Origin of the sequence: Streptomyces sp. NBC_01515, from assembly GCF_045040345.1 — a bacterium.
Classification (GTDB): Bacteria; Actinomycetota; Actinomycetes; order Streptomycetales; family Streptomycetaceae; genus Streptomyces.
On record NZ_CP109416.1, the window covers coordinates 3,110,973 to 3,133,412 of the forward strand.

The following is a 22,440-nucleotide window of genomic DNA, read 5'->3' on the forward strand; positions in this document are numbered from 1 at the left end:
AACTCGTTCGTCGGCCCGCTCGTTGACTCGTTCGCCGGCTCGGTCACTGGAGCCTGGGCTCCGGTTCGTCGTCCTCTTCGTCCGGCAGTTTCACGTCGCTGACCGCGATGTTGACCTCGACGACTTCGAGTCCGGTCATCCGTTCCACGGCCGCGATGACGTTCTCCCGTACGGCGCGGGCCACGTCCGCGATCGACACCCCGTAGTCGACGACGATCTCCAGGTCGAGCGCGGTCTGCACCTCGCCGACCTCGGCCTTCACGCCCCGGGACACCGACTTCGTACCGCCGGGCACCCGGTCGCGCACGGCCCCGAAGGTGCGGGACAGGCCGCTGCCCATGGCATGGACGCCCAGGACGTCCCGGGCGGCCAGCCCGGCGATCTTCTCCACGACGCCGTCGGCGATGGTGGTCCGCCCCCGGGACGCGGGGTCGCCGCCGCCGCGTTTGGTGGGGGGTTTGCGGGTCTGTACGGACTCCCGCTCGCCGTCGGGGTCCTGTGTCCGGTTCCGCTCCGTCATGTCGGTCATCGCCGTACATCCCTTTCGGTCGTCGTCCTTCGACCACCGTAAGTGCGGTTGCTCGGTCTCGCGCTGGACATGCGGCAGGCTGGAGGAATGACGGCGGACGCGTGGACGCGAGCAGTACGGGATCAACTGCGGCTCGGCAGGCTGCTGCCCCTGGGGGATCGGCGGGACGGCGCGTGGATCGCCGAGCGGGCGGCCGAGGGCGTACTGCGGGGCGCGGCGGAGCAGGTGCGGGGTGTGCGGCTGGGCGCGCTGCGGATCGCGCTCGCCGATCCGGCGGACGCGCACGAGCCCGCCGTACCGCCCCCGCCGGGTGCGCTGCCGCCCGGGCCGCTGCGGATCACGGCCGACTTCGCCGCCGTGGCGACCGAGCCGCTGCCGGCCTCGGCGTCCCGGCTGCGTACGGCCCTGGCCACGGCCGCTGCGGAGCGGCTCGGCCTGGTGGTGGACGAGGTTGATCTACAGGTGACGGTCCTGCTGGACCATATGGACGACGTTGACGGCATGGACGATGTCGACCGTGTGGACGATGCGGATCGCGATCCCGCTGCCGACATTGACCATGTTGATGACATTGATCGTGTGGACGATGTTGACCGTGTTGACGGCGACGACGAGTCCCTGGTCGCCGCCGCCGCACTCGCCGTCCCGGGAGTGGCCCGGCTGACCGGTGCGCTGGGCGGGCTCGGCCGGGCGGTGCACATCCAGGAGGTCGCCGGCGAAGGGGCGCTGCCTCGTCGCCACGCGCGCGTGGAGCTCGCGGTGCGCGCGGACCACCGGGCCCTGGATGTGGCCCGGGAGGTCCGCGCGGGGGTCGGCGAGGTGCTGCCGGATCACCCGACCGTGGCCGTACTGGTCACCAAGGTGGGCTGACGGCAAGGTGGGCTGACGGCCTTATTCGCCGACGCCGGCCAGGTCTCGCAGGCGCCGGGCCTGTGCGGCGCGCTCGGCGGCGCGCTGGTCGTCGTAGGCGCGGCCCTGGACGCCCTGGAGCAGCGCCTTGGTCTCGATGAGGGCGTCGCGCGGGGCGGCCAGCAGTGCGGTCGCCAGGTCGCGTACGGCGTCCTCCACCTGGTCGGCGGGTACGGCGATGTTCGCGAGGCCGGTGCTGACGGCTTCCTCGGCCAGGACGGAGCGCCCGGTCGCGCAGATCTCCAGCGCGCGGGCGTAGCCGACGAGGCCCACCAGGGGATGCGTGCCGGTCAGGTCGGGCACCAGTCCGAGGCTGGTCTCGCGCATGGCGAACTGCACATCGTCGGCGACGACGCGCAGGTCACAGGCGAGGGCGAGCTGGAACCCGGCCCCGATGGCATGCCCCTGGACGGCGGCGATGGACACGATGTCGCTGCGTCGCCACCAGGTGAAGCCCGCCTGGTACTCGGCGATGGTCCCGTCGAGCGTGGCGTCGTCGCTGTGCGCGAGGTCGATGAACGACGGTTCGCCGTCGAAGCCCTCGGGCGTGAACGCCTGGCGGTCGAGTCCGGCCGAGAAGGACTTGCCCTCGGCACGCAGCACCACGACACGGACGGAGCCCGGCAGCAACCGCCCGGCCTCCGCCAACGCCCGCCAGAGAGCAGGACTTTGAGCGTTGCGCTTGGCCGGGTTGGTCAGCGTCACCGTGGCGATCGCGTCGTCGACGGTGAGCCGTACGCCGTCCTTGTCGAGTACGGGACCGAGGTCCTTGTCGTCCTGTTCGGGCGAAGCCATGGGGCGCCTCCGATGTGTGCGGTCAGCAGAGCAGAGCTAAGTGACTGCACAGTAACCACCCGGTCGGTCAGTCGTCCGACCGGGTGGCCACCATCGAAGCCGATGAGCCACCCGGGGTCAGGCCGAAGCCTTCTTGCCCCGGGTCGCCCCGCCACGCCCACGAAGCGTGACGCCCGACTCACTGAGCATCCGGTGGACGAAGCCATACGAGCGGCCGGTTTCCTCGGCCAGCGCTCGGATGCTCGCACCGGAGTCGTACTTCTTCTTCAGGTCTGCCGCGAGCTTGTCGCGCGCGGCGCCGGTTACCCGGCTGCCCTTCTTCAGAGTCTCGGCCACCCGTGCCTCCTCATGGGAAGTGCGCTCTTGGTCTCCTCATGATCACCCCTCCAAGCGTTCATGGCCACCCATTCGGCAAGGTCCGTAAGACAAGGTTTTGACGACAGGAGCACGTCCCCACAAGTGGAATGTGGAATTCCTGAGGATCTTGTCCGTACGGCCGAACGAGTTGTTCCGCAAAGTACCTGGTCAGAGACGCGGGACGGCCGAGCCCTTGTCGATAAAGGACTCGGCCGGGAAATCGGTGTACGACACACCTCGGTACGAGGAGATCTCACACAGATGGTGGATCACCGGTAGGCCGAATGATCCATACGCCGTGGATCAAGCATTCGGTCAACCGGCACTGGCCGTCGGGCGGCCGGCTGTCAGGCGAGCGCGACGAGATCCGCGTAGTCCGCGCCCCACAGGTCCTCGACGCCGTCCGGCAGCAGGATGATGCGCTCCGGCTGGAGAGCTTCCACGGCGCCCTCGTCGTGGGTGACGAGAACGACGGCGCCCTTGTAGGTGCGCAGTGCGCCGAGGATCTCCTCGCGGCTGGCGGGGTCCAGGTTGTTCGTCGGCTCATCCAGGAGGAGGACGTTCGCGGACGACACCACCAGGGTGGCGAGCGCGAGCCGGGTCTTCTCTCCTCCGGAGAGAACACCGGCGGGCTTGTCGACGTCGTCTCCGGAGAACAGGAACGAGCCGAGCGTCTTGCGGACCTCGACCAGGTCCAGGTCGGGGGCGGCGGAGCGCATGTTCTCCAGGACCGTGCGCTCCGGGTCGAGGGTCTCGTGCTCCTGCGCGTAGTAGCCGAGCTTGAGGCCGTGGCCCTCGATGACCTCGCCGGTGTCCGGCTTCTCGGCGCCGCCGAGGAGCTTCAGGAGGGTCGTCTTGCCGGCGCCGTTCAGGCCGAGGATGACGACGCGCGAACCCTTGTCGATGGCCAGGTCGACGTCGGTGAAGATCTCCAGGGAGCCGTACGACTTCGACAGGCCCTCCGCCATGAGCGGGGTCTTGCCGCAGGGCGAGGGCTCCGGGAAGCGCAGCTTGGCGACCTTGTCGGAGACACGCACCGCGTCGAGCCCCGCGAGCAGTCGGTCGGCGCGCTTGGCCATGTTCTGCGCGGCGACCGTCTTGGTGGCCTTGGCGCGCATCTTGTCGGCCTGCGAGTGCAGGGCGGCGGCCTTCTTCTCGGCGTTCTGCCGCTCGCGCTTGCGGCGCTTCTCGTCGGCCTCGCGCTGCTGCTGGTAGAGCTTCCAGCCCATGTTGTAGTAGTCGATCTGGGAGCGGTTGGCGTCCAGATAGAACACCTTGTTGACGACGGTCTCGACGAGGTCGGTGTCGTGGGAGATCACGATGAAGCCGCCGCGGTACGTCTTCAGGTAGTCGCGCAGCCAGACGATCGAGTCGGCGTCGAGGTGGTTCGTGGGCTCGTCGAGCAGGAGCGTGTCCGCGTCGGAGAACAGGATGCGGGCCAGCTCGATACGGCGGCGCTGACCGCCGGAGAGCGTATGGAGCGGCTGGCCGAGGACACGGTCCGGGAGGTTCAGCGCGGCGGCGATGGTGGCGGCCTCGGCCTCGGCGGAGTAGCCGCCCTTGGTGAGGAACTCCGTCTCCTGGCGCTCGTACTGGCGCATGGCCTTCTCGCGGGTGGCGCCGCTGCCGTTGGCGATGCGCTGTTCGTTCTCGCGCATCTTGCGGATCAGGGTGTCCAGGCCGCGCGCGGAGAGGACGCGGTCGCTGGCGAGCACGTCCAGGTCGCCGGTGCGGGGGTCCTGCGGGAGGTAGCCGACCTCGCCGGAGCGGGTGACGGTGCCGCCGGCGGGCTGGCCCTCGCCGGCCAGGACCTTGGTCAGGGTGGTCTTGCCGGCGCCGTTGCGCCCGACCAGACCGATGCGGTCGCCCTTGGCGACACGGAAGGTGGCGGACTCGATGAGGACGCGGGCACCGGCGCGCAGCTCGATACCGGAGGCGGAGATCACGGTCAGACTCCAGAGCGGGGTCGTAGGCGGAAGGGGCGGCTGAGGACGTTCCCGCCGTCTAATGCGCGAGGAGAATGGCCATGGGCCAAGTCTAACGGGGCCGTGCAAGCGCTTTTCCTGTGCGCGGTGGGTCATCGCCCCGGAGCGGGCGGCCCGGGTGATCCGGTACAGGGCGTCCACTGCGATGAGCTGCGCGGTCGGGGCCGGTGCCGGGAGATGAGCACCTCACGCGCGTGACGTACGGCACGCGCGTGCGTGCGGGCTCGGTGGGCGGGGCTGGACGCGTGTCCCCCGTTCGGCCCTCGTCCGGCGCCTTGGAGGGAACGGCGCGCGAGGATGACGCCATGCAGTTCGACGACGACGCGAATCTGGACACCTCCGAGGTGCAGGACGTGCGCGGCAGCCGAATTCCCGGTGGCCGGGCGACCGTGGGCGGTGGCCTCGCGGGGCTGATCGCGCTGCTGCTCGGGCTCTTCTTCGGTGTCGGTCCCGACAACCTGGGGTTGTCGTCGGGCAGCGACTCACCGGCGGCGACCGCGTCCTCGCTGGCCCAGGTGCAGTCGTCCTGCCGTACCGGGCAGGACGCGAACACCAAGGAGGACTGCCGCATCGTGGCCGTGGTCAACAGCGTGCAGGACTTCTGGACGCAGGAGTTCCGGCGGCGCAGCGGTACGTACACGCGGTCGCCCACGGTCTTCTTCAGCGGGCAGGTCGCCACCGCGTGCGGGACGGCGACCTCGGCGGTGGGGCCGTTCTACTGCCCCGGCGACCGGAAGGTCTATCTGGACCTGGGGTTCTTCGACGAGCTGCGGACGAAGTTCGGCTCCAGCGGCGGGCCGTTCGCGCAGGCCTATGTCGTGGCGCACGAGTACGGACACCACGTGCAGGACCTGATGGGCACGCTCGGCCGGTCGCAGGACGGGCGGACCGGCGCGAACAGCAACGCGGTGAAGGTGGAACTGCAGGCCGACTGCTACGCCGGGGTCTGGGCGCACCACGCGACCACCACGAAGGACGAGTCGACCGGGCGGCCGTTGATCACCAGCCTCACGGACGCCGACATCCGGGACGGCCTGGACGCGGCGGCGGCCGTGGGCGACGACCGGATCCAGGAGCGGTTCCAGGGCCGGGTGACGCCGGAGAGCTGGACGCACGGGTCGGCGGCGCAGCGGCAGCAGTGGTTCTACACGGGCTACCGGACCGGGGACATGGCGCAGTGCAACACCTTCCGCTGACAGCCTCGCGGGGCGTTCTCGCGGGGCGTTGTCAGTGGCGGGTGCAAGACTCGTCGAAAGCGATCGAAGCAGCGGAAACGCTGAGGAACCCGACAACGACCAAGAACGGCTGAGAACCCCAGACGCACAAGGAAGTGATCGGCATGGCAGGCGAGGACAGCGGGCGTCCCGGCATCCACCCGTCCATCTACCCGTCCCTGCTGTACGCGGACGCGAAGGCGGCGATCCGGCAGCTCACGGAGGCCTTCGGCTTCACCGAGCTGGCCGTGTACGAGGGCGAGGACGGCTCGGTGATGCACGCGGAACTGGTGCAGGGCAACGGCGCGGTGATGCTCGGCTCCAAGGGCCGCGGCGGCCGTTTCGACGAGGCGATGAAGAGCGCGGGTCCCGCCGGGGTGTACATCGTCGTGGCCGACGTCGACGCCCATCACCGGCGGGCCGTGGAGCACGGCGCGGAGATCCTGATGCCCCCGACGGACCAGGAGTACGGCTCGCGGGACTACATGGCCCGGGACGCCGAGGGCAACATCTGGAGCTTCGGTACGTACGCTCCGGAGTTGCCGGAGATACCGAAGACAGGGGCCTGACCGCGCCTAGCTTCCCCCCGTGTGCACCTGGAAGGCCGCCCGGCGTACGGCCTTGGCGAGCGCCGGGTCGGGGTGGGCCGCGGCGAGTGCGACCAGGACCTGCACGGTGCGGGGATGGCCTACGGCGCGCACCTCGTCGAGGAGCATCGGGACGGTCGGCTGGATCGCGGACTCCAGGTGGCGCACCAGCAGCGGGGCCTCCCCGTGGTCGGCGACGGCGGCGGCGCTGTCGACCCACAACCAGGTGGCCTCTTCGCGGGTGAGGACCTCGTGGGCGTCCTCCGGGTCGATCCCGTCGTGCTCGGCGAGCCACAGCAGGGCGTACGGCCGAAGGGTCGCCTCGTCGGCGACGGCGCGGACATCGGGCTCGGCCGGGGCGCCGACGACGCGCAGCGCCTCGAAGGCGAGGCCGCGCAGCAGGGCGTCCTCACCGCGGGCGGCGTCGATCAGCTGGCCGACGGCGGTGCCCACGGTGCGGGCGGCGAGCCAGGCGCGGTACTCGGCGCGGGCGGCGTTCGGGCGGAGCTGGGAGCAGCCGCGGAGCATGTCCTCGGCGGACTGCTCGATGTTCCCGGCGGGGCTCTGCGCGGCCACGCAGATCTGCTCCAGCTTGACCCAGACCGCCCAGCTGCCGAGCGGGGTGAGGGTGGCCTGGGCGTCGCCGTAGGTGAGGGCGCCGACGGAGGCGAGGGCGTGCAGGGCCCAGTCGAGGAGGGGGTCGAGGGGAGTGTCGGGGGTGTCGGCGGCCGGCGGCTGCTGGACGGGTTCGGGCTGGGGGCCGTAGGGAATCTCGCAGCGCTCGGTGCGCAGTTCGGTGACCCGTTGGCCGAGGAGGTCGAGGAGTTGCTCGACGGGGACGGGGCCGGCGGACAGCTGGAGGAAGGAGAGCACCTGAGGCATGGCCGAGACGACCTCGGCGACGGCTGAGGGCTCGTGCTCCCGGGGTTCCGGGTGGGCGAGCGACCAGGCGTCGAAGAGGGCGACCCAGCCTCGCAGTACGGCGCTGTCGTCGCGGTCCCAGGCGCGCAGCCGCCAGCCGGGGCGGGCCTCGTCGCCGTGCACCTCGACGAGGCCGGCGAGGCGGGCGGTGTCCCAGTCGGCGCGGACCTGAGCCGGGGTCAGGCCCAGATCCTCGGCCGCGAGTTCGGCGGTCGCGTCGGAGAGGGTGCCTTTGCCGTCGGGGCTCGCGCTGTCACGGCCGGGGCGTAGTGCGGCGTCGGCCCAGTGGGCGACGCGGGCGGCTCCGGCCAGGCCGGAGCGAGCCATTCTGGCCAGTTCCGCGGGGGCCGGTGTGCCCTCCGGAGGGCGGGGTGCGGGGCGGCGCGAGCGCCGCTGGTTCATCGCTCGGGGGGCGGCGGCCAGGGGTCGCGGGCGGACGAGTCGAAGCCTGGAGTCGCGCGGGATACGGGACGTCACGGGTGCAGTCTTCCGGTTGACGGTCCGAAAACCCAAACGGAATGTCACGGCGGGCGACGGGGAGGGCCAAGGCACGGGGTCCCGCGGGCGGCTGGGGACCGGGATCAGGCCAGTGGTACAGGGCTAAACGGAAGGTCGGCGGGGTGTGGCGAGGGTGGGAGTCGGGGGTGGTGAAGGAAGGGCGGCCGGTACGGGCCCGACGGATCACATCAGGGTGCGCGAAACACGGCAGCCCCCATCCGCTCACATCAGCGGGGTCAGAAAGCGGCGCAGGATTTCCTCGTATCCGGCCGGGTCGGCGTTCCACATCGCGCTGTGCGGGGCGTGGTCGACCGGCTGGAGGGTGATCAGGTCGGGGCGGTGGGCGGCGAAGCGGCGGGAGAGGGTCCAGGGGGCCACCGTGTCGTCCGGGCCGTGGAAGATCAGGGTCGGGACCCGGAGCCGGGCCGGGTCGGCGGCCTCGGCGATGCGGTCGCCGTGCAGACCGGTGCGGCCCTGGGCGGCGCGGACCGCCAGCGGCAGCAGCGCGCCCGGGGTGTGCCGGGCGGTGGCGAGGGCGCGCAGCGTGGTCTCCCAGTCGAGCACCGGCGAGTCCAGCACCAGGCCGGAGACGCGGTCGCGCATCGCGGAGTGGGCGGCGGCGCGCAGGGCCATGGTGGCGCCGGTGGACCAGCCGTACAGGACGACGTGCTCGGCGCCGTACCGCACGGCGTAGCGGATCGCCGCGTCCAGGTCGCGCCACTCGGTCTCGCCGAGGTGGCCCAGGCCGTCGGGGTTACGCGGTGCGCCCAAGTCGCCGCGGTAGGCGAGGGCGAGCACCGGGAAGCTGTTGCGGTGCAGGAACTCCATGACGTTCAGGGAGAGTTCGCGGGTCGCGGCGAGTCCGTGCACCGCGATCACCCAGGTGCTGCGCGCTCCGGGCACGAACCACGCGGGCAGGGAGCCGAGTTCGCCGGGGATGTCGATGTCGGCGTGGTCCAGGCCGAGGGCGGTGCTCGGGTTGCCGACGTGGACGTTCGGGGTGAGCCACACCTTGTCGCCGGGGCGCAGGGTGCCGTGGGTGACGCGTTCGAGGCGGCGTACGACGGCGTCGGCGGAGGCCGACGCGGTCTCGACGACGGGCCCGACGACCGCGTGGGAGCCGTCGCCGGCGAGGCCGTAGGTGCCGGGGCGCAGGGATGCCAGGTCCCGGGTGAGCGTGATCTGCCCGGCGGCGGTGGAGTGCACCGTGAGCCGGGGTTCGTTCGGCAGGGGACGCCCGGGCGGCGCCTTCAGCGCGGCGTCGCTGGCGAACCGGCCGACGGCGACACCGGCGACACCGGCCGCGAGGGCCACGGAGACGGCCGCGGCCGCCGCTTTGACTGTGCGCACGGGTCCAGTGTCCCGGGGGAGGCGGTTGGCGGCCAGCCGGAGGGGGCGGGGGGATTGTCGGGGCGGGGTGTTTCGGTGGCGGTGAGGGGCGGTGTCGGTGGGGCGGGGCTGCCGGGGGTGGGGCTGGGATGTCTCGGTGGCGGCGACAGAGGGCGACAGAGATGGAGCAGCGACGGTGGGCGCCGCTCGGGGGGCAGGCGCCGGTATTCAGGGACCGGGACGTCCCGGTGATCGCGGAAGACACGGTGCCGGTGGTAGCTGGCGCTGCTTGAGTGGCGACGCGGGTGAGGGTGGGGGGACTGCGCCGGTCGCGCGGGACCCTAGGGGTGATGCGCGGCGGGTTGGCGGAACGAGGCACGAGGGTGACGCCAGGTAGGCCGGTTGCGCGGGACATGGGGGATGCGAGGCAGGCCGGTGGCACGGAGATGACGCGAGGCGTGCCGGTGGCGCGACGCCGTGCGGGTGAGCTGCGCGGGTGAGTTGTGCGGGTGAGTTGTGCGGGTGATACGAGGCAGTTCGGCGCCGCCGGAGGGGTCCTCGCCGGAAGCACGCCGCGAAAGGCCCCGAAGGAAGCGAGCCGCCGACAGCGCCCCTTGGCCCTCGCCGCGCTCACCCCCCGCCATCCGATCCCTTCATCCCGTCACCCCGGCCGACCCCGCCCCGTCACCGCCGCCCATACCCTCTCCCTTGCGTCCACCGCCCTCACCCCTTCACCCCCGCCACCCTCAACCCAGCCGACCCCGCCCCCTCACCACCGCCCATCCCCTCTCCCTCGCATCCACCGCCCGCGCCCCCTCACCCAGCGGTGCGCCCCCTCACCCCGCCGCGCGCCCCCGCTGCCCATACCCCCGCAACCGCTCCCCCGCCTCAGCGACCTGTTCCCCCGTCAGCAACGTCGGCGACAGCCCCGGCACCGACGACGCCGTGAGCCACAACCGGCACATCCACTCCAACTGGGCCGTGCGGTCGAAGGCCTGGTCAAGGGAGTTGCCGTAGGCGATCGTGCCGTGGTTCTGGAGGAGGCAGGCCGAACGGTCCGTCAGGGCGTGGAGCATGTTCTCGGCCAGTTCCTCCGTGCCGTAGGTCGCGTACGGGGCGACCCGGACCGGGCCGCCGAGGGCGCCGGACATGTAGTGGACGGAGGGGAGTTCGGGGACGAGGGTCGAGACGGCCGTCGCGTGGACGGCGTGGGTGTGGACGACGGCGTGGGCGTCGGTGCTGCGGTAGACGGCGAGGTGCATGGGCAGTTCGCTGGTCGGGAGCAGGGTGCCGAGGACCTGCCGGCCGTCGAGGTCGACGCCGACCGTGTCGGCGGGCGCGAGGCGGTCGTAGGGGACGCCCGACGGTGTGACCAGGACGGTGTCGCCGACGCGGACCGAAACGTTTCCGGAGGTGCCGACGACCAGGCCGTCGGCGACCGTCCGGCGCGCGGTCGCGACAAGCGCGCCCCAGGCGTGCGCCTCCTCGGGGAGCACACTGCGCCTCCGCGTCTCCCCCGCAGCTCCCGCACTCTCCCGGGCGCCCCGCTGGTCCCGCTGGTCCCGCCGTTGCTCAGCCATGTCGCGATCCTGTCAGCCGGTGCTCCAACGCACGTTCGGGCGAAGGCACTTTAGGCCGGAAGCCGCACGTCCGAAAGATGACATATGGGCGTGAACCGCCCACTCCAGTCGCCCGGCTGGAGACCGACCGGCATCGACGGATCGCCCGACAACCTCTGGGGGATCCGCCGTGCACGCCGCCATCCCCGGGGGAAACATGGCCCGCGACCGCACACCGTCCCTGACCCGCGTCCGCACCCGCATCCGCCTCCGCGCCAACCCCCGCGCCCGCCTCGCCGCGGCCGCCGTCGCCGCGCTCACCGTCGGCGCGACCACCCTCACGCTCGCCGAACTCCCGGCCGTCGCCGCAGACATCGCCGCGAGTTCACCGAAGGGCCACGACGTCTCCTCGCACCAGAAGAACGTCGACTGGCCGAGCGCGAAGGCGAAGGGCGCCACGTTCGTCTACGTCAAGGCGACCGAGTCGACCACCTACCGCAACCCGTACTTCGATCAGCAGTACGACGGCGCCCGCAAGGCCGGCATCATCCGCGGCGCGTACCACTTCGCCCTGCCGGACAGGTCGTCGGGCGCGAGCCAGGCCGCGTACTTCGTGGCGCACGGCGGCGACTGGAAGGCGGACGGCTGGACGCTGCCGCCCGCGCTGGACATCGAATACAACCCGTACGACAAGAAGCACGGCTGCTACGGCCTGAGCAAGACCGCGATGGTCAACTGGATCAAGGCCTTCAGCGCCGAGGTGAACCGGGAGACCGGCCGCCGCCCGGTGATCTACACGACCACCCTGTGGTGGAAGACCTGCACGGGCAACAACAGCTCCCTGGCCTCGACACACGCGCTGTGGATCGCCCGCCACAACGCGGCGGACGCCGGCCCGCTGCCCGCCGGATGGTCGTACTGGACCTTCTGGCAGTACGACAACAGCGGGAGCCTGCCGGGTGACCAGAATCTCTTCAACGGGACGGTGAGCCAACTGAGGAAGTTCGCCCGGGGCTACTAAGCGATTTACTAGGCAATCCGGCCACCGCAGGGACCCCCTCAGTTCATCTTCCGTTCATCCAGATTGCCTACGGTCAACGCGCCGATGACCTCGAACGATTGCCTGGGTAAATGGAAAACTTCTCGCTGATCCTCGCGATTGTGGTCATCACCGCACTCGCGTTCGATTTTACGAACGGTTTCCACGACACCGCCAACGCGATGGCCACCACCATCTCGACCGGTGCGCTCAAGCCCAAGGTCGCGGTGGCCATGTCGGCCACCCTCAACCTGGTGGGCGCTTTTCTCTCCGTGGAGGTCGCCAACACGATCTCCAAGGGTCTCGTCGACGAGAGCGGCATCCGTCCCGAGGTCATCTTCGCCGCCCTCGTCGGCGCGATCCTCTGGAACCTGGTGACCTGGCTCGTCGGCCTGCCGTCCAGTTCCTCGCACGCCCTGATGGGCGGTCTGATCGGCGCCACCATCGCCTCGGCCGGCACCGGCGCGGTCCACGGCGACGTCCTGGTCACCAAGGTCCTGCTCCCGGCGGTCGCCGCCCCGATCGTCGCGGGCATCGCGGCGATGCTCGCCACCCGCTTCTCCTACGCCCTGAGCCGCAACGCCGGGGGCAAGGCCGCCGACAGGGGCTTCCGCGCCGGCCAGATCGCCTCCGCCGGACTGGTCTCGCTGGCCCACGGCACGAACGACGCGCAGAAGACGATGGGCATCATCACCCTGGCCCTGATCGCCGGCGGCTCCATCGCCCCCGACTCGGACCCGCCCACCTGGGTCATCCTCTCCGCGGGCCTCGCCATCGCGATGGGCACCTACATCGGCGGCTGGCGCATCATCCGCACCATGGGCAAGGGCCTGACCGACCTCCAGCCGCAGCAGGGCTTCGCCGCCCAGACCAGCGCCGCCGCGGTCATCCTGGCCTCCTCGCACATCGGCTTCTCGCTCTCCACCACGCACGCCGTCTCCGGCTCGGTGATGGGCGCGGGCCTCGGCCGCAAGGGCGGGGTCGTCCGCTGGTCGACCGCGACCCGGATGTTCGTCGCCTGGGGTCTGACGCTGCCGGCCGCCGCGCTGGTCGGCGCGCTCGCCGAGTCCGTGACCGACCTCGGCGACTGGGGCACCGCGCTGGTGGCCGTCTTCCTGGTCGCCTCCAGCGCCGGCATCTGGCTGCTCTCCCGCCGCCAGGTCGTCGACGCCTCGAACGTCAACGAGATCGACGAACCGGCCGGCGTGATCACCACCGCGATCGCCGCCGTGACCCCGCCGCCCCCGTCGGTCGCCCTCTCCGAAGGCCTCACGGCGACGATCCCCTCGCCGCCCGTGAACCCGGCCCCCATCGTGCAGTCCGACCCGGCGACACCGCCGGCCGCCGCCGTCTGAGCCCCGCGCCCCGGACACGAAGGAACGAATCAGCATGCACATCGACTGGGCAGCCCTCGGCTCCGTCTTCGGCGTCAGCCTCGTCGCCACCGTCTCCCTGGTGGCCGTCTTCACCCTCGGCATCGTCGGCCTCTCCCGCCGCGAACGCGCCACCGCCCAGGGCGACTCCGCGCCCCTCGCCCTGACCGGCGCGTACGCCTGCTTCGCGGCCTGCGCGGCGGCGGTGGCGTACGGGATCTATCTGATCGTGGCCTGACCGGCCGCCAGTCGAACGGAACGTGGGGTGCGGGACGGATCGCCGTCCCGCACCCCACGTCCGCGTGACCCCTCCGATCCCTCGCGTGTGGGCATCAGCACACTCCGTCCCCGCAGGTCAACAGCAAGTTGACGGCCCTTCCAACAGCATGGTGGACTGCCGGAGCCATATACGGCGGCAGGAGAGGAAGCCGGTGCGAATCCGGCGCGGTCCCGCCACTGTCACCGGGGTAGACACCCCCGGGAGCCAGGAACTCTCACCGCCGGTCTCGTCGAACCAGGGCGTGGACACCCTGAGTGAGGACATATCGCCATGCTCGGCTGTCGTTCGAGGTCCCGTACCCGCACCGTGTCCGATCCAGCGATCGGCTGACCCGATGCGTGCCGATCGCGTCTTCGCGTACGGCGCCGCCGCCGGCCTCCTCGGTGACCACCTGCTCGGCGATCCCCGCCGCGGGCATCCGGTCGCCGCCTTCGGCCGTGCCGCGGGCGCCGTGGAACAGGTGCTGTGGCGCGACCACCGGGGCTGGGGCGCCCTGCACACCGCCGTGTGCGTCGGTGGCACCATCACCCTCGCCGCCGCGGCCACTTCGGCCCTACGACCGTCCCGTACGGCCTCTGCCGCCCTCACCGCCGCCGCCACCTGGGCCGTCGTCGGCGGGACCTCCCTCGCGCGCGAGGCCGGGGTCATCGGGCGGGCGCTGGAGGCCGGTGACATCGACGGTGCGCGGGCCCGGCTCCCCCACCTCTGCGGGCGGGACCCGCAGTCCCTCGACGCCGACGGGATCGCCCGGGCCGTCGTCGAGTCCGTCGCCGAGAACACCTCCGACGCGGTCGTCGGCGCCCTGGTCTGGGGCGGCATCGCGGGCGTCCCGGGCCTGGTCGGCTTCCGGGCCGTGAACACCCTCGACGCGATGGTCGGCCACAAGTCGGCCAAGTACCGCCGCTACGGCTGGGCTTCGGCCCGCCTCGACGACGTCGCCGGCTGGCCGGGCGCCCGCCTCACCGCCGCCCTCGCGACCGTCGCGGGCGGCGACCCGCGCGGCGCCGCCCGCGCCTGGCGCACCGACGCCCGCAAACACCCCAGCCCCAACGCAGGCCCCGTGGAGGCCTCCTTCGCGGGAGCCCTCGGCGTACGCCTCGGCGGGACGCTCTCCTACGGCGGCCGGGTCGAGCACCGGCCCGTGCTGAACGGCGACGGACGCGCCGTCGCCGTACCGGACATCGCGCGTGCCGTACGGCTGTCCCGGCGCGTCGGTCTGCTCGCGCTCGGGGTCAGTGTCGCCGGGCGGCTGCTGGTGAAGGGGCTGAAGTCATGAGCGGCGGTGGGTTGTTGGTGGCCGGCACCACCTCGGACGCCGGGAAGAGTGTCGTCACCGCCGGGATCTGCCGGTGGCTGGTGCGGCAGGGTGTGAAGGTCGCGCCGTTCAAGGCGCAGAACATGTCCCTGAATTCGTTCGTGACGCGCGAGGGTGCCGAGATCGGGCGGGCGCAGGCCATGCAGGCCCAGGCGTGCCGGATCGAGCCGACCGCGCTGATGAATCCCGTGCTGCTGAAGCCGGGCAGCGACCGCACCAGCCAAGTCGTGCTGATGGGCAGGCCCGTTGGCGAGATGAGTGCCCGCGGCTATCACGGCGGGCGGCAAGAGGCCCTGCTCGGGACCGTGTTGGACTGTCTCGCCGAGTTGCGGGGCACGTATGACGCGGTGATCTGTGAGGGGGCCGGTTCGCCCGCGGAGATCAATCTGCGGCGGACCGACATCGTGAACATGGGCATCGCGCGCAATGCCCGACTGCCCGTGCTCGTGGTCGGCGACATCGACCGCGGGGGCGTCTTCGCCTCCTTCTTCGGGACCGTCGCGCTGCTCAGCCCCGAGGACCAGGCCTTCGTCGCCGGGTTCCTCGTCAACAAGTTCCGGGGCGATGTATCGCTGCTGGAACCGGGGTTGGAGATGCTGCTCGGCCTCACCGGGCGGCGGACGTACGGCGTGCTGCCGTTCCGGCACGGGCTCGGGATCGACGAGGAGGACGGGCTGCGGATCTCGCTGCGCGGCACCGTGCGCGAGTCGAACACCGCGCCGCCGGTCGGCGAGGACGTGCTGCGGGTCGCCGTCTGCGCGATCCCCCTCATGTCCAACTTCACCGACGTGGACGCGTTGGCCGCCGAACCGGGTGTCGTGGTGCGGTTCGTGGACCGGCCGGAGGAGCTGGCCGACGCGGACCTCGTCGTGATCCCGGGGACCCGGGGGACGGTGAAGGCGCTGGAGTGGCTGCGGGAGCGGGGACTTGCGGACGCCCTCGTGCGCAGGGCGGCCGAGCAGCGGCCAACTCTCGGTATCTGCGGTGGCTTTCAGATCCTCGGCGAGCACATCGACGACGAGGTCGAGAGCCGGCAGGGGCCGGTCGACGGGCTCGGCGTCCTGCCGCTGCGCGTGCGGTTCGCGCGCGAGAAGACCCTCACCCGGCCCGTCGGCGTAGCCCTCGGCGAACCGGTCGAGGGCTACGAGATCCACCACGGAATCGCCCAACTCACCGGCGGAGAAGCCTTCTTGGACGGCTGCCGGGTCGGTCAGACCTGGGGTACCCACTGGCACGGCTCGCTGGAGTCGGACGGATTCCGGCGGGCGTTTCTGCGCGAGGTGGCGGCCGCCGCGGGCCGCCGGTTCGTGCCGGCGCCCGACACCTCGTTCGCCGCGCTGCGCGAGGAGCAGCTCGACCGGCTCGGCGACCTCATCGAACAGCACGCGGACACGGACGCGCTCTGGCGACTCATCGAGTCCGGCGCGCCGCAAGGACTGCCTTTCATTCCACCGGGAGCGCCCGCATGAGCACAGTGTTGTTGTTGTCGACCGCCGACACGGATCTGCTGGCGGCCCGGGCCTCCGGCGCCGGGTACCGGATCGGCAACCCGAACCGGGTGGACGTGGCGGCCGAGTTGCCCGCGCTCGTCGCGGGCGCGGACGTCGCCGTCGTACGACTGCTCGGCGGCAAGCGCGCCTGGGAGGACGGGCTCGCCGCGCTGAAGGCGTCCGGGATTCCGACCGTGCTGCTGGGCGGGGAGACCGTCCCCGACGCGGAGTTGATGGCCGAGTCGTCGGTACCGGCGGGTGTGGTCGCCGAGGCGCTCAGGTATCTCGTCGAGGGCGGACCGGAGAACCTCGCCGAACTCGCCCGGTTCCTCTCGGACACGGTGCTGCTCACGGGCGAGGGCTTCGAAGAGCCGCGGGAGATGGCCGAGTTCGGCGTCCACGGCGAGCGTGCCTTCGTCGAGGGCCGGCCGACCGTCGGCGTCCTCTTCTACCGGGCGCACCACCTCAGCGGCAACACCGCCTTCGTGGACACCCTCTGCGACCAGATCGAGGCCAAGGGCGCCAACGCCCTTGCCGTGTACTGCGGTTCGCTGCGCGGCGCCGACTCCGGGCTGTACGAGATCCTCGGCAGGGCCGACGCACTCATCGCCACCGTCCTCGCCGCCGGCGGTACGCACGCCTCACAGGCATCGGCAGGCGGCGACGAGGAAGCCTGGGACATCGGCGCGCTCGCCGACCTCAACGTCCCTGTGCTGCAGGGACTTTGCCTTACGTCGTCCAGGGCGACCTGGGACGATTCCTCCGCCGCCCTCTCCCCCATGGACGCCGCGATGCAGGTCGCGATCCCGGAGTTCGACGGACGGCTCATCACCGTCCCGTTCTCCTTCAAGGAGGAGGGCCCGGACGACGTCCCGGTCTACGTCGCCGACCCCGAGCGGGCCGCGCGGGTCGCCGGAATCGCCGTACGGCACGCGAAGTTGAAGCACAAGCCGAACGCCGAGAAGAAGCTCGCGGTCGTCTTCACCGCCTATCCGACGAAGCACTCGCGGGTCGGCAACGCGGTCGGCCTGGACACGCCCGCCTCGGCGATCCGGGTGCTCGATGCCCTGCGGGACGCCGGGTACGGGGTCGACGAACACCCGGACAACGGGGACGAGTTGATCCACCGGCTCATCAACGCCGGTGGCCACGACGTCGAATGGCTCACCGAGGAGCAACTGGCCGCCGCGCCCGCGCGCGTGCCGCTCGCCGACTACCAGGCATGGTTCGACAAGCTCGAACCGGACCTCAGGCAGGGCATGTTGGACGCCTGGGGTGAGCCGCCCGGCAACCTCTACGTCGACGGCGACGACATCGTGCTCGCCTCGCTCCAGTTCGGGAACGTCGTCGTGATGATCCAGCCGCCGCGCGGCTTCGGGGAGAACCCGATCGCGATCTACCACGACCCCGACATGCCGCCCTCGCACCACTACATGGCCGCGTACCGGTGGCTGGACAACAGCTTCGGCGCCGACGCGATCATCCACATGGGCAAGCACGGCACCATGGAATGGCTGCCGGGCAAGGGACTTGGGCTCAGCAGCGGCTGCGCGCCGGATGCCGTACTCGGTGAACTCCCGCTGATCTACCCGTTCATCGTGAACGACCCCGGCGAGGGGACGCAGGCCAAGCGGCGCGGGCACGCCACGGTCGTCGACCACCTGGTGCCGCCGATGGCGCGTGCCGACACCTACGGCGACCTGGCGAAGCTGGAGCAACTCCTCGACGAGTACGCCCTCGTGTCCGACCTGGACCCGACGAAGGCACCGGCCGTGCGCGCGCAGATCTGGACGCTGGTGAAGGCGGCCGAGCTGCACCACGACCTGCATGTGGACGACCAGCCGGACGACGCGGCGTTCGACGAGTTCGTCATGCACATCGACGGCTACCTGTGCGAGATCAAGGACGTACAGATCCGCGACGGACTGCACATCCTCGGCGGCGGACCGGTCGGCGAGGCACGCGTGAACCTCGTCCTCGCCGTGCTGCGCGCCTCGCAGGTGTGGGGCGGGCAGGCGAACGCGCTGCCGGGCCTGCGGGCCGCGCTGGCCGAGCACTTCGGCCTGGTCGAGAAGGAGTTGCTGGCCGAGCCCGGTGCGCCGGTGAAGGTGCCGGTGGAGCTGACCGAGCTGGTCGACGGTCCGGCCCGTTCCGCCGCCGACGCGATCGATCTGCTGGAGCAGTTGTGCCGCCGGTTCGCCGAGGGCATGGAGTCCCAGGAGTGGGAGGTCACGGCGGTCCCGGCGCTCGTCCGTGCCGTCATCGGCGCCGAACTCCCGGACGCCGTCGCGGTGTTGGAGTTCGCCTGCGACGAGGTGGTCCCCCGGCTGGCCCGCACCACCGACGAGATCGACCACATCCTGCTGGCGCTCGACGGCGGTTACGTCCCGGCGGGCCCCTCGGGCTCCCCGACCCGCGGTCTGGTCAACGTCCTCCCGACCGGCCGGAACTTCTACTCGGTCGACCCCAAGGCCATTCCGTCCAGGCTGAGTTGGGAGGTCGGGCAGGCGCTGGCCGACTCACTCGTGCAGCGGTACCTCCAGGACAACGGCGAGTTCCCCACGTCCGTCGGCCTCACAGTGTGGGGTACGTCGGCGATGCGCACCCAGGGCGACGACATCGCCGAGATCCTCGCGCTGCTGGGCTGCCGTCCCGTCTGGGACGACGCCTCGCGCAGGGTGACCGGCTTCGAGATCGTGCCCGTCACGGAGTTGGGCCGGCCGCGCATCGATGTCACGGTGCGGATCTCCGGCTTCTTCCGGGACGCGTTCCCGCACGTCGTCGGGCTGATCGACGACGCGGTGCGGGCGGTGGCCGAGCTGGAGGAGCCGCCGGAGTCCAACTACGTCCGCAAGCACGCCGACGAGGACACCGCCGAGCACGGCGACCGGCGCCGCGCCACGGCCCGCATCTTCGGCTCCAAGCCGGGGGCGTACGGGGCGGGGTTGCTGCCGTTGATCGACGCGCGCAACTGGCGTTCGGATGCCGACCTGGCCGAGGTGTACGCGGTGTGGGGCGGTTACGCGTACGGGCGCGGGCTCGACGGGCGGGCGGCGCGCGGGGACATGGAGACGGCGTTCAGGCGAATTGCCGTAGCGGCCAAGAACGTTGACACCCGCGAGCACGATCTCGTCGACGCGGACGACTACTTCCAGTACCACGGCGGCATGGTCGCCATGGTGCGCCACCTGACGGGCACCAGCCCCGAGGCGTACGTCGGCGACTCCGCCACCCCGGACCAGGTGAAGACCCGCACGCTGGGCGAGGAGACCCACCGCGTCTTCCGCGCGCGGGTCGTCAACCCCCGCTGGATGGCGGCGATGCGGCGCCACGGCTACAAGGGTGCCTTCGAGATGGCGGCGACCGTCGACTACCTCTTCGGGTACGACGCGACGGCCGGGGTCGTCGACGACTGGATGTACGAGAAGCTCAGCGCTGAGTACGTCTTCGACCCGGAGAACCGGGACTTCATGAAGAAGTCCAACCCGTGGGCGTTGCGCGGCATCACCGAGCGGCTGCTCGAAGCGGCCGAGCGCGGTCTGTGGGCCGAGCCGGACGCGGACACGCTGGAACGACTGCGGGCCACCTACCTGGAGCTCGAAGGCGACCTGGAGGGCGACGACAAGTGACAACTCCCTTTCCGTTCACGGCCGTTGTCGGCCAGGACGATCTGCGGCTCGCGCTGCTGCTGAACGCCGTGTCGCCGGCGGTCGGCGGTGTGCTGGTGCGCGGCGAGAAGGGCACCGCCAAGTCGACGGCCGTGCGCGCGCTTTCGGCACTGCTGCCGGAGGTCGCCGTCGTCCCCGGCTGCCGCTTCTCCTGCGATCCCTCCTCCCCCGACCCGGCCTGCCCGGACGGCCCGCACGAGACCGGGCCCGGGGCCCAACGCCCCGCCCGTATGGTCGAGTTGCCGGTCGGCGCCTCCGAGGACCGGCTCGTCGGCGCACTCGACATCGAGCGCGCGCTCGCCGAGGGCGTCAAGGCCTTCGAGCCGGGCCTGCTCGCCGACGCGCACCGGGGCATCCTCTACGTCGACGAGGTCAACCTCCTCCACGACCACCTGGTCGACCTGCTGCTGGACGCGGCGGCGATGGGCGCGTCGTACGTCGAACGCGAAGGTGTCTCCGTCCGGCACGCCGCCCGTTTCCTGCTCGTCGGCACCATGAACCCCGAAGAGGGCGAACTGCGGCCGCAGTTGCTCGACCGCTTCGGCCTGACCGTGGAGGTCGCGGCCTCACGGGAGCCCGACCAGCGGGTGGAGGTCGTGCGGCGCAGGCTCGCCTACGACGACGATCCGGAAGGGTTCGCCACGCGCTGGGCGGACGAGGAGTCCTCCGTACGGGCGCGGATCATCGCCGCGCGTGCGCTGTTGCCGTCCGTGCGGCTGGGCGACGGGGCGTTGCGGCAGATCGCGGCGACCTGTGCCGCCTTCGAGGTGGACGGCATGCGGGCCGACATCGTGATGGCCCGTACGGCGACCGCGCTGGCCGCGTGGGCCGGGCGGACCGACGTGCTCGCCGAGGACGTACGGCAGGCCGCGTTGCTCGCGCTGCCGCACCGGCGGCGGCGAAATCCCTTTGACGCGCCGGGACTTGACGAGAACAAGCTCGACGAGACGTTGGAGGAGTTCGCGGAGCAGGAGAAGGGGCAGGAGCAGGGGTCCGAGGACGACGATCCGGATCCGGACGGTGGTCCTGACGGTTCCGGTGGGGGTGGCGGGCAGCAGCCGCCCGAGTCCGATTCCGATGGGCCCGAGGGCGATGACGCCGGGGCGCGGCCCGAGGCCGGGGAGGGCGGGGAACCGCAGCCTTCGGGCACGGGCTCGGGTGAGCAGCAGCCCGTGCGGGCCTCCGAGCCCTTCCGGACCAAGGTGTTGAGCGTGCCGGGTCTCGGCGAGGGTGCCGCCGGACGGCGGTCGCGGGCGCGCACCGAGCACGGGCGGACCACCGGGGCCCGACGGCCCCAAGGGGCGCTCACCAAGCTGCACTTGGCGGCCACCATCCAGGCGGCCGCTCCGCATCAGCTGGCGCGTGGACGGGCCGGGCGTGGACTGGTCGTACGCCGGGACGATCTGCGGCAGGCGACGCGGGAGGGGCGTGAGGGCAACCTCGTGCTGTTCGTCGTGGACGCGTCCGGGTCGATGGCGGCGCGGCAGCGGATGAGTGCGGTGAAGGGGGCTGTGCTGTCGCTGTTGTTGGACGCCTATCAACGGCGGGACAAGGTGGGGCTGGTGACCTTCCGGGGGGCGGCGGCTGATGTCGCCCTGCCTCCGACTTCCTCCGTGGACGCCGCCGCCGTACGGCTGGAGTCGTTGCCGACGGGTGGGCGGACGCCGATTGCCGCCGGGTTGCTCAAGGCGCATGACGTGCTGCGGGTGGAGCGGTTGCGGGATCCGGCCCGTCGGGCGTTGGTAGTCGTAGTGACCGATGGGCGGGCCACCGGTGGTCCTGAACCGGTCGCGCTTGCCGGGCGGGCGGCGCGGTTGTTCGCCGCCGACGGGGTCGCTTCCGTGGTCGTGGACTGCGAGTCGGGGCCCGTACGGCTGGGGCTGGCCGGGCAGTTGGCCGGTGAACTGGAGGGCACGGCGGTGACGCTGGACGAGTTGCGGGCGGACTCGATCGTCGGGCTGGTCAAGGACGTTCAGAGGAGGGCCGCGTAATGCCGCAGGGGCAGCCGAGTGTCGTACCGGACGACGGACTGACGACCCGTCAGCGTCGTAATCGGCCACTTGTCGTCGTGCATACGGGAGTTGGGAAGGGCAAGTCCACCGCTGCTTTCGGGCTCGCGTTGCGTGCCTGGAATCAGGGGTGGCCGATCGGGGTGTTCCAGTTCGTCAAGTCGGCGAAGTGGAAGGTCGGGGAGGAGAACGCGCTTCGGGTGCTGGGGGCTTCCGGCGAGGGCGGGTCCGTCGACTGGCACAAGATGGGCGAGGGGTGGTCGTGGGTTCAGCGCGACTCCCAGATGGACAACGAGGAGAAGGCGCGCGAGGGGTGGGAGCAGGTCAAGCGGGATCTCGCCGCCGAGACCTACAAGCTGTACGTGCTGGACGAGTTCGCCTATCCGATGCACTGGGGGTGGGTCGATGTCGATGAGGTCGTCTCCGTGCTGCGGGATCGGCCGGGCACGCAGCATGTTGTGATCACCGGGCGGAACGCGCCCGAGAAGCTCGTCGAGTACGCCGATCTCGTCACCGACATGTCCAAGGTCAAGCACCCGATGGACGCCGGGCAGAAGGGTCAGCGGGGTATCGAGTGGTGAAG

The 22,440-nt window shown here is 71.4% G+C and carries 18 protein-coding genes and 1 riboswitch; of the genes, 11 read left to right on the top strand and 7 right to left on the bottom strand.

The features are described from left to right. Positions 1 to 43: 43 nt before the first annotated feature. Complete coding sequence (locus tag OG407_RS13760) at positions 44 to 529, bottom strand: Asp23/Gls24 family envelope stress response protein (protein ID WP_033286381.1); 486 nt, start codon at positions 527 to 529, stop codon at positions 44 to 46. An 87-nt stretch (positions 530 to 616) separates the two neighbouring features. On the opposite strand from OG407_RS13760, the gene OG407_RS13765 reads away from it, so the two are divergent. Continuing rightward, positions 617 to 1,399, top strand: coding sequence for a nucleopolyhedrovirus P10 family protein (locus OG407_RS13765; protein WP_405858028.1), 783 nt, complete (start codon positions 617 to 619; stop codon positions 1,397 to 1,399). Positions 1,400 to 1,420: 21 nt separating this feature from the next. Here the strand turns inward: OG407_RS13765 and OG407_RS13770 are convergent, their stop codons facing one another. The 3 genes from OG407_RS13770 to OG407_RS13780 all read right to left on the bottom strand — a co-directional run bounded on the left by OG407_RS13770 (position 1,421) and on the right by OG407_RS13780 (position 4,536). Then, positions 1,421 to 2,233, bottom strand: a complete 813-nt coding sequence (locus OG407_RS13770; RefSeq protein ID WP_405858030.1) for an enoyl-CoA hydratase/isomerase family protein — start codon at positions 2,231 to 2,233, stop codon at positions 1,421 to 1,423. Positions 2,234 to 2,350: 117 nt separating this feature from the next. Further along, positions 2,351 to 2,569: a helix-turn-helix domain-containing protein gene (locus OG407_RS13775; protein ID WP_019060653.1), complete on the bottom strand. Its 219-nt coding sequence runs from the start codon at positions 2,567 to 2,569 to the stop codon at positions 2,351 to 2,353. A 368-nt stretch (positions 2,570 to 2,937) separates the two neighbouring features. After that, positions 2,938 to 4,536, bottom strand: a complete 1,599-nt coding sequence (locus OG407_RS13780; RefSeq protein ID WP_328684157.1) for an ABC-F family ATP-binding cassette domain-containing protein — start codon at positions 4,534 to 4,536, stop codon at positions 2,938 to 2,940. A gap of 344 nt (positions 4,537 to 4,880) precedes the next feature. Here OG407_RS13780 and OG407_RS13785 point away from each other — a divergent pair, with 344 nt between their 5' ends. Beyond that, positions 4,881 to 5,771 carry a neutral zinc metallopeptidase gene (locus OG407_RS13785; RefSeq protein ID WP_405858032.1) on the top strand — a complete coding sequence of 297 codons (891 nt, stop codon included), beginning with the start codon at positions 4,881 to 4,883 and terminating at the stop codon, positions 5,769 to 5,771. A 143-nt stretch (positions 5,772 to 5,914) separates the two neighbouring features. Next, a complete protein-coding gene (locus OG407_RS13790; RefSeq protein WP_405858034.1) occupies positions 5,915 to 6,358 on the top strand; it encodes a VOC family protein in 444 nt (147 codons plus the stop codon). A gap of 6 nt (positions 6,359 to 6,364) precedes the next feature. Here the strand turns inward: OG407_RS13790 and OG407_RS13795 are convergent, their stop codons facing one another. From OG407_RS13795 to OG407_RS13805, 3 genes are all read right to left on the bottom strand, one after another. Beyond that, positions 6,365 to 7,774 (bottom strand): hypothetical protein, encoded by a 1,410-nt coding sequence (locus OG407_RS13795; RefSeq protein ID WP_390158436.1) that lies wholly within the window; start codon positions 7,772 to 7,774, stop codon positions 6,365 to 6,367. A 243-nt stretch (positions 7,775 to 8,017) separates the two neighbouring features. Next, positions 8,018 to 9,145, bottom strand: a complete 1,128-nt coding sequence (locus OG407_RS13800) for an alpha/beta hydrolase family protein (protein WP_405858036.1) — start codon at positions 9,143 to 9,145, stop codon at positions 8,018 to 8,020. Positions 9,146 to 9,960: 815 nt separating this feature from the next. Beyond that, the gene (locus OG407_RS13805; protein ID WP_405858038.1) at positions 9,961 to 10,704 is read right to left on the bottom strand and encodes a class II aldolase/adducin family protein; all 744 of its coding nucleotides are present in this window, start codon (positions 10,702 to 10,704) and stop codon (positions 9,961 to 9,963) included. A 196-nt stretch (positions 10,705 to 10,900) separates the two neighbouring features. On the opposite strand from OG407_RS13805, the gene OG407_RS13810 reads away from it, so the two are divergent. The 8 genes from OG407_RS13810 (at position 10,901) to cobO (ending at position 22,438) form a co-directional block, all read left to right on the top strand. After that, positions 10,901 to 11,704, top strand: a complete 804-nt coding sequence (locus tag OG407_RS13810; RefSeq protein ID WP_405868394.1) for a lysozyme — start codon at positions 10,901 to 10,903, stop codon at positions 11,702 to 11,704. Between the two features lie 110 nt (positions 11,705 to 11,814). Beyond that, the gene (locus tag OG407_RS13815; RefSeq protein WP_405858040.1) at positions 11,815 to 13,077 is read left to right on the top strand and encodes an anion permease; all 1,263 of its coding nucleotides are present in this window, start codon (positions 11,815 to 11,817) and stop codon (positions 13,075 to 13,077) included. A 34-nt stretch (positions 13,078 to 13,111) separates the two neighbouring features. After that, entirely contained in the window at positions 13,112 to 13,333 is a 222-nt protein-coding gene (locus OG407_RS13820; RefSeq protein ID WP_033287090.1) for a hypothetical protein, read from the top strand. A 134-nt stretch (positions 13,334 to 13,467) separates the two neighbouring features. Next, positions 13,468 to 13,610: riboswitch (cobalamin riboswitch) on the top strand. Between the two features lie 99 nt (positions 13,611 to 13,709). Beyond that, positions 13,710 to 14,651, top strand: a complete 942-nt coding sequence (locus tag OG407_RS13825) for a cobalamin biosynthesis protein (RefSeq protein WP_405858042.1) — start codon at positions 13,710 to 13,712, stop codon at positions 14,649 to 14,651. After that, positions 14,648 to 16,159 carry a cobyric acid synthase gene (locus OG407_RS13830; protein WP_405858044.1) on the top strand — a complete coding sequence of 504 codons (1,512 nt, stop codon included), beginning with the start codon at positions 14,648 to 14,650 and terminating at the stop codon, positions 16,157 to 16,159. The genes OG407_RS13825 and OG407_RS13830 overlap by 4 nt, the downstream gene beginning before the upstream one ends. Then, the gene (gene cobN, locus OG407_RS13835) at positions 16,156 to 19,809 is read left to right on the top strand and encodes a cobaltochelatase subunit CobN (protein WP_405858046.1); all 3,654 of its coding nucleotides are present in this window, start codon (positions 16,156 to 16,158) and stop codon (positions 19,807 to 19,809) included. Before OG407_RS13830 ends, cobN begins: the two co-directional genes overlap by 4 nt. Further along, positions 19,806 to 21,839 carry a putative cobaltochelatase gene (locus OG407_RS13840; protein WP_405858048.1) on the top strand — a complete coding sequence of 678 codons (2,034 nt, stop codon included), beginning with the start codon at positions 19,806 to 19,808 and terminating at the stop codon, positions 21,837 to 21,839. Before cobN ends, OG407_RS13840 begins: the two co-directional genes overlap by 4 nt. After that, positions 21,839 to 22,438, top strand: a complete 600-nt coding sequence (cobO, locus tag OG407_RS13845) for a cob(I)yrinic acid a,c-diamide adenosyltransferase (RefSeq protein ID WP_033287085.1) — start codon at positions 21,839 to 21,841, stop codon at positions 22,436 to 22,438. The genes OG407_RS13840 and cobO overlap by 1 nt, the downstream gene beginning before the upstream one ends. Positions 22,439 to 22,440 lie beyond the last annotated feature (2 nt).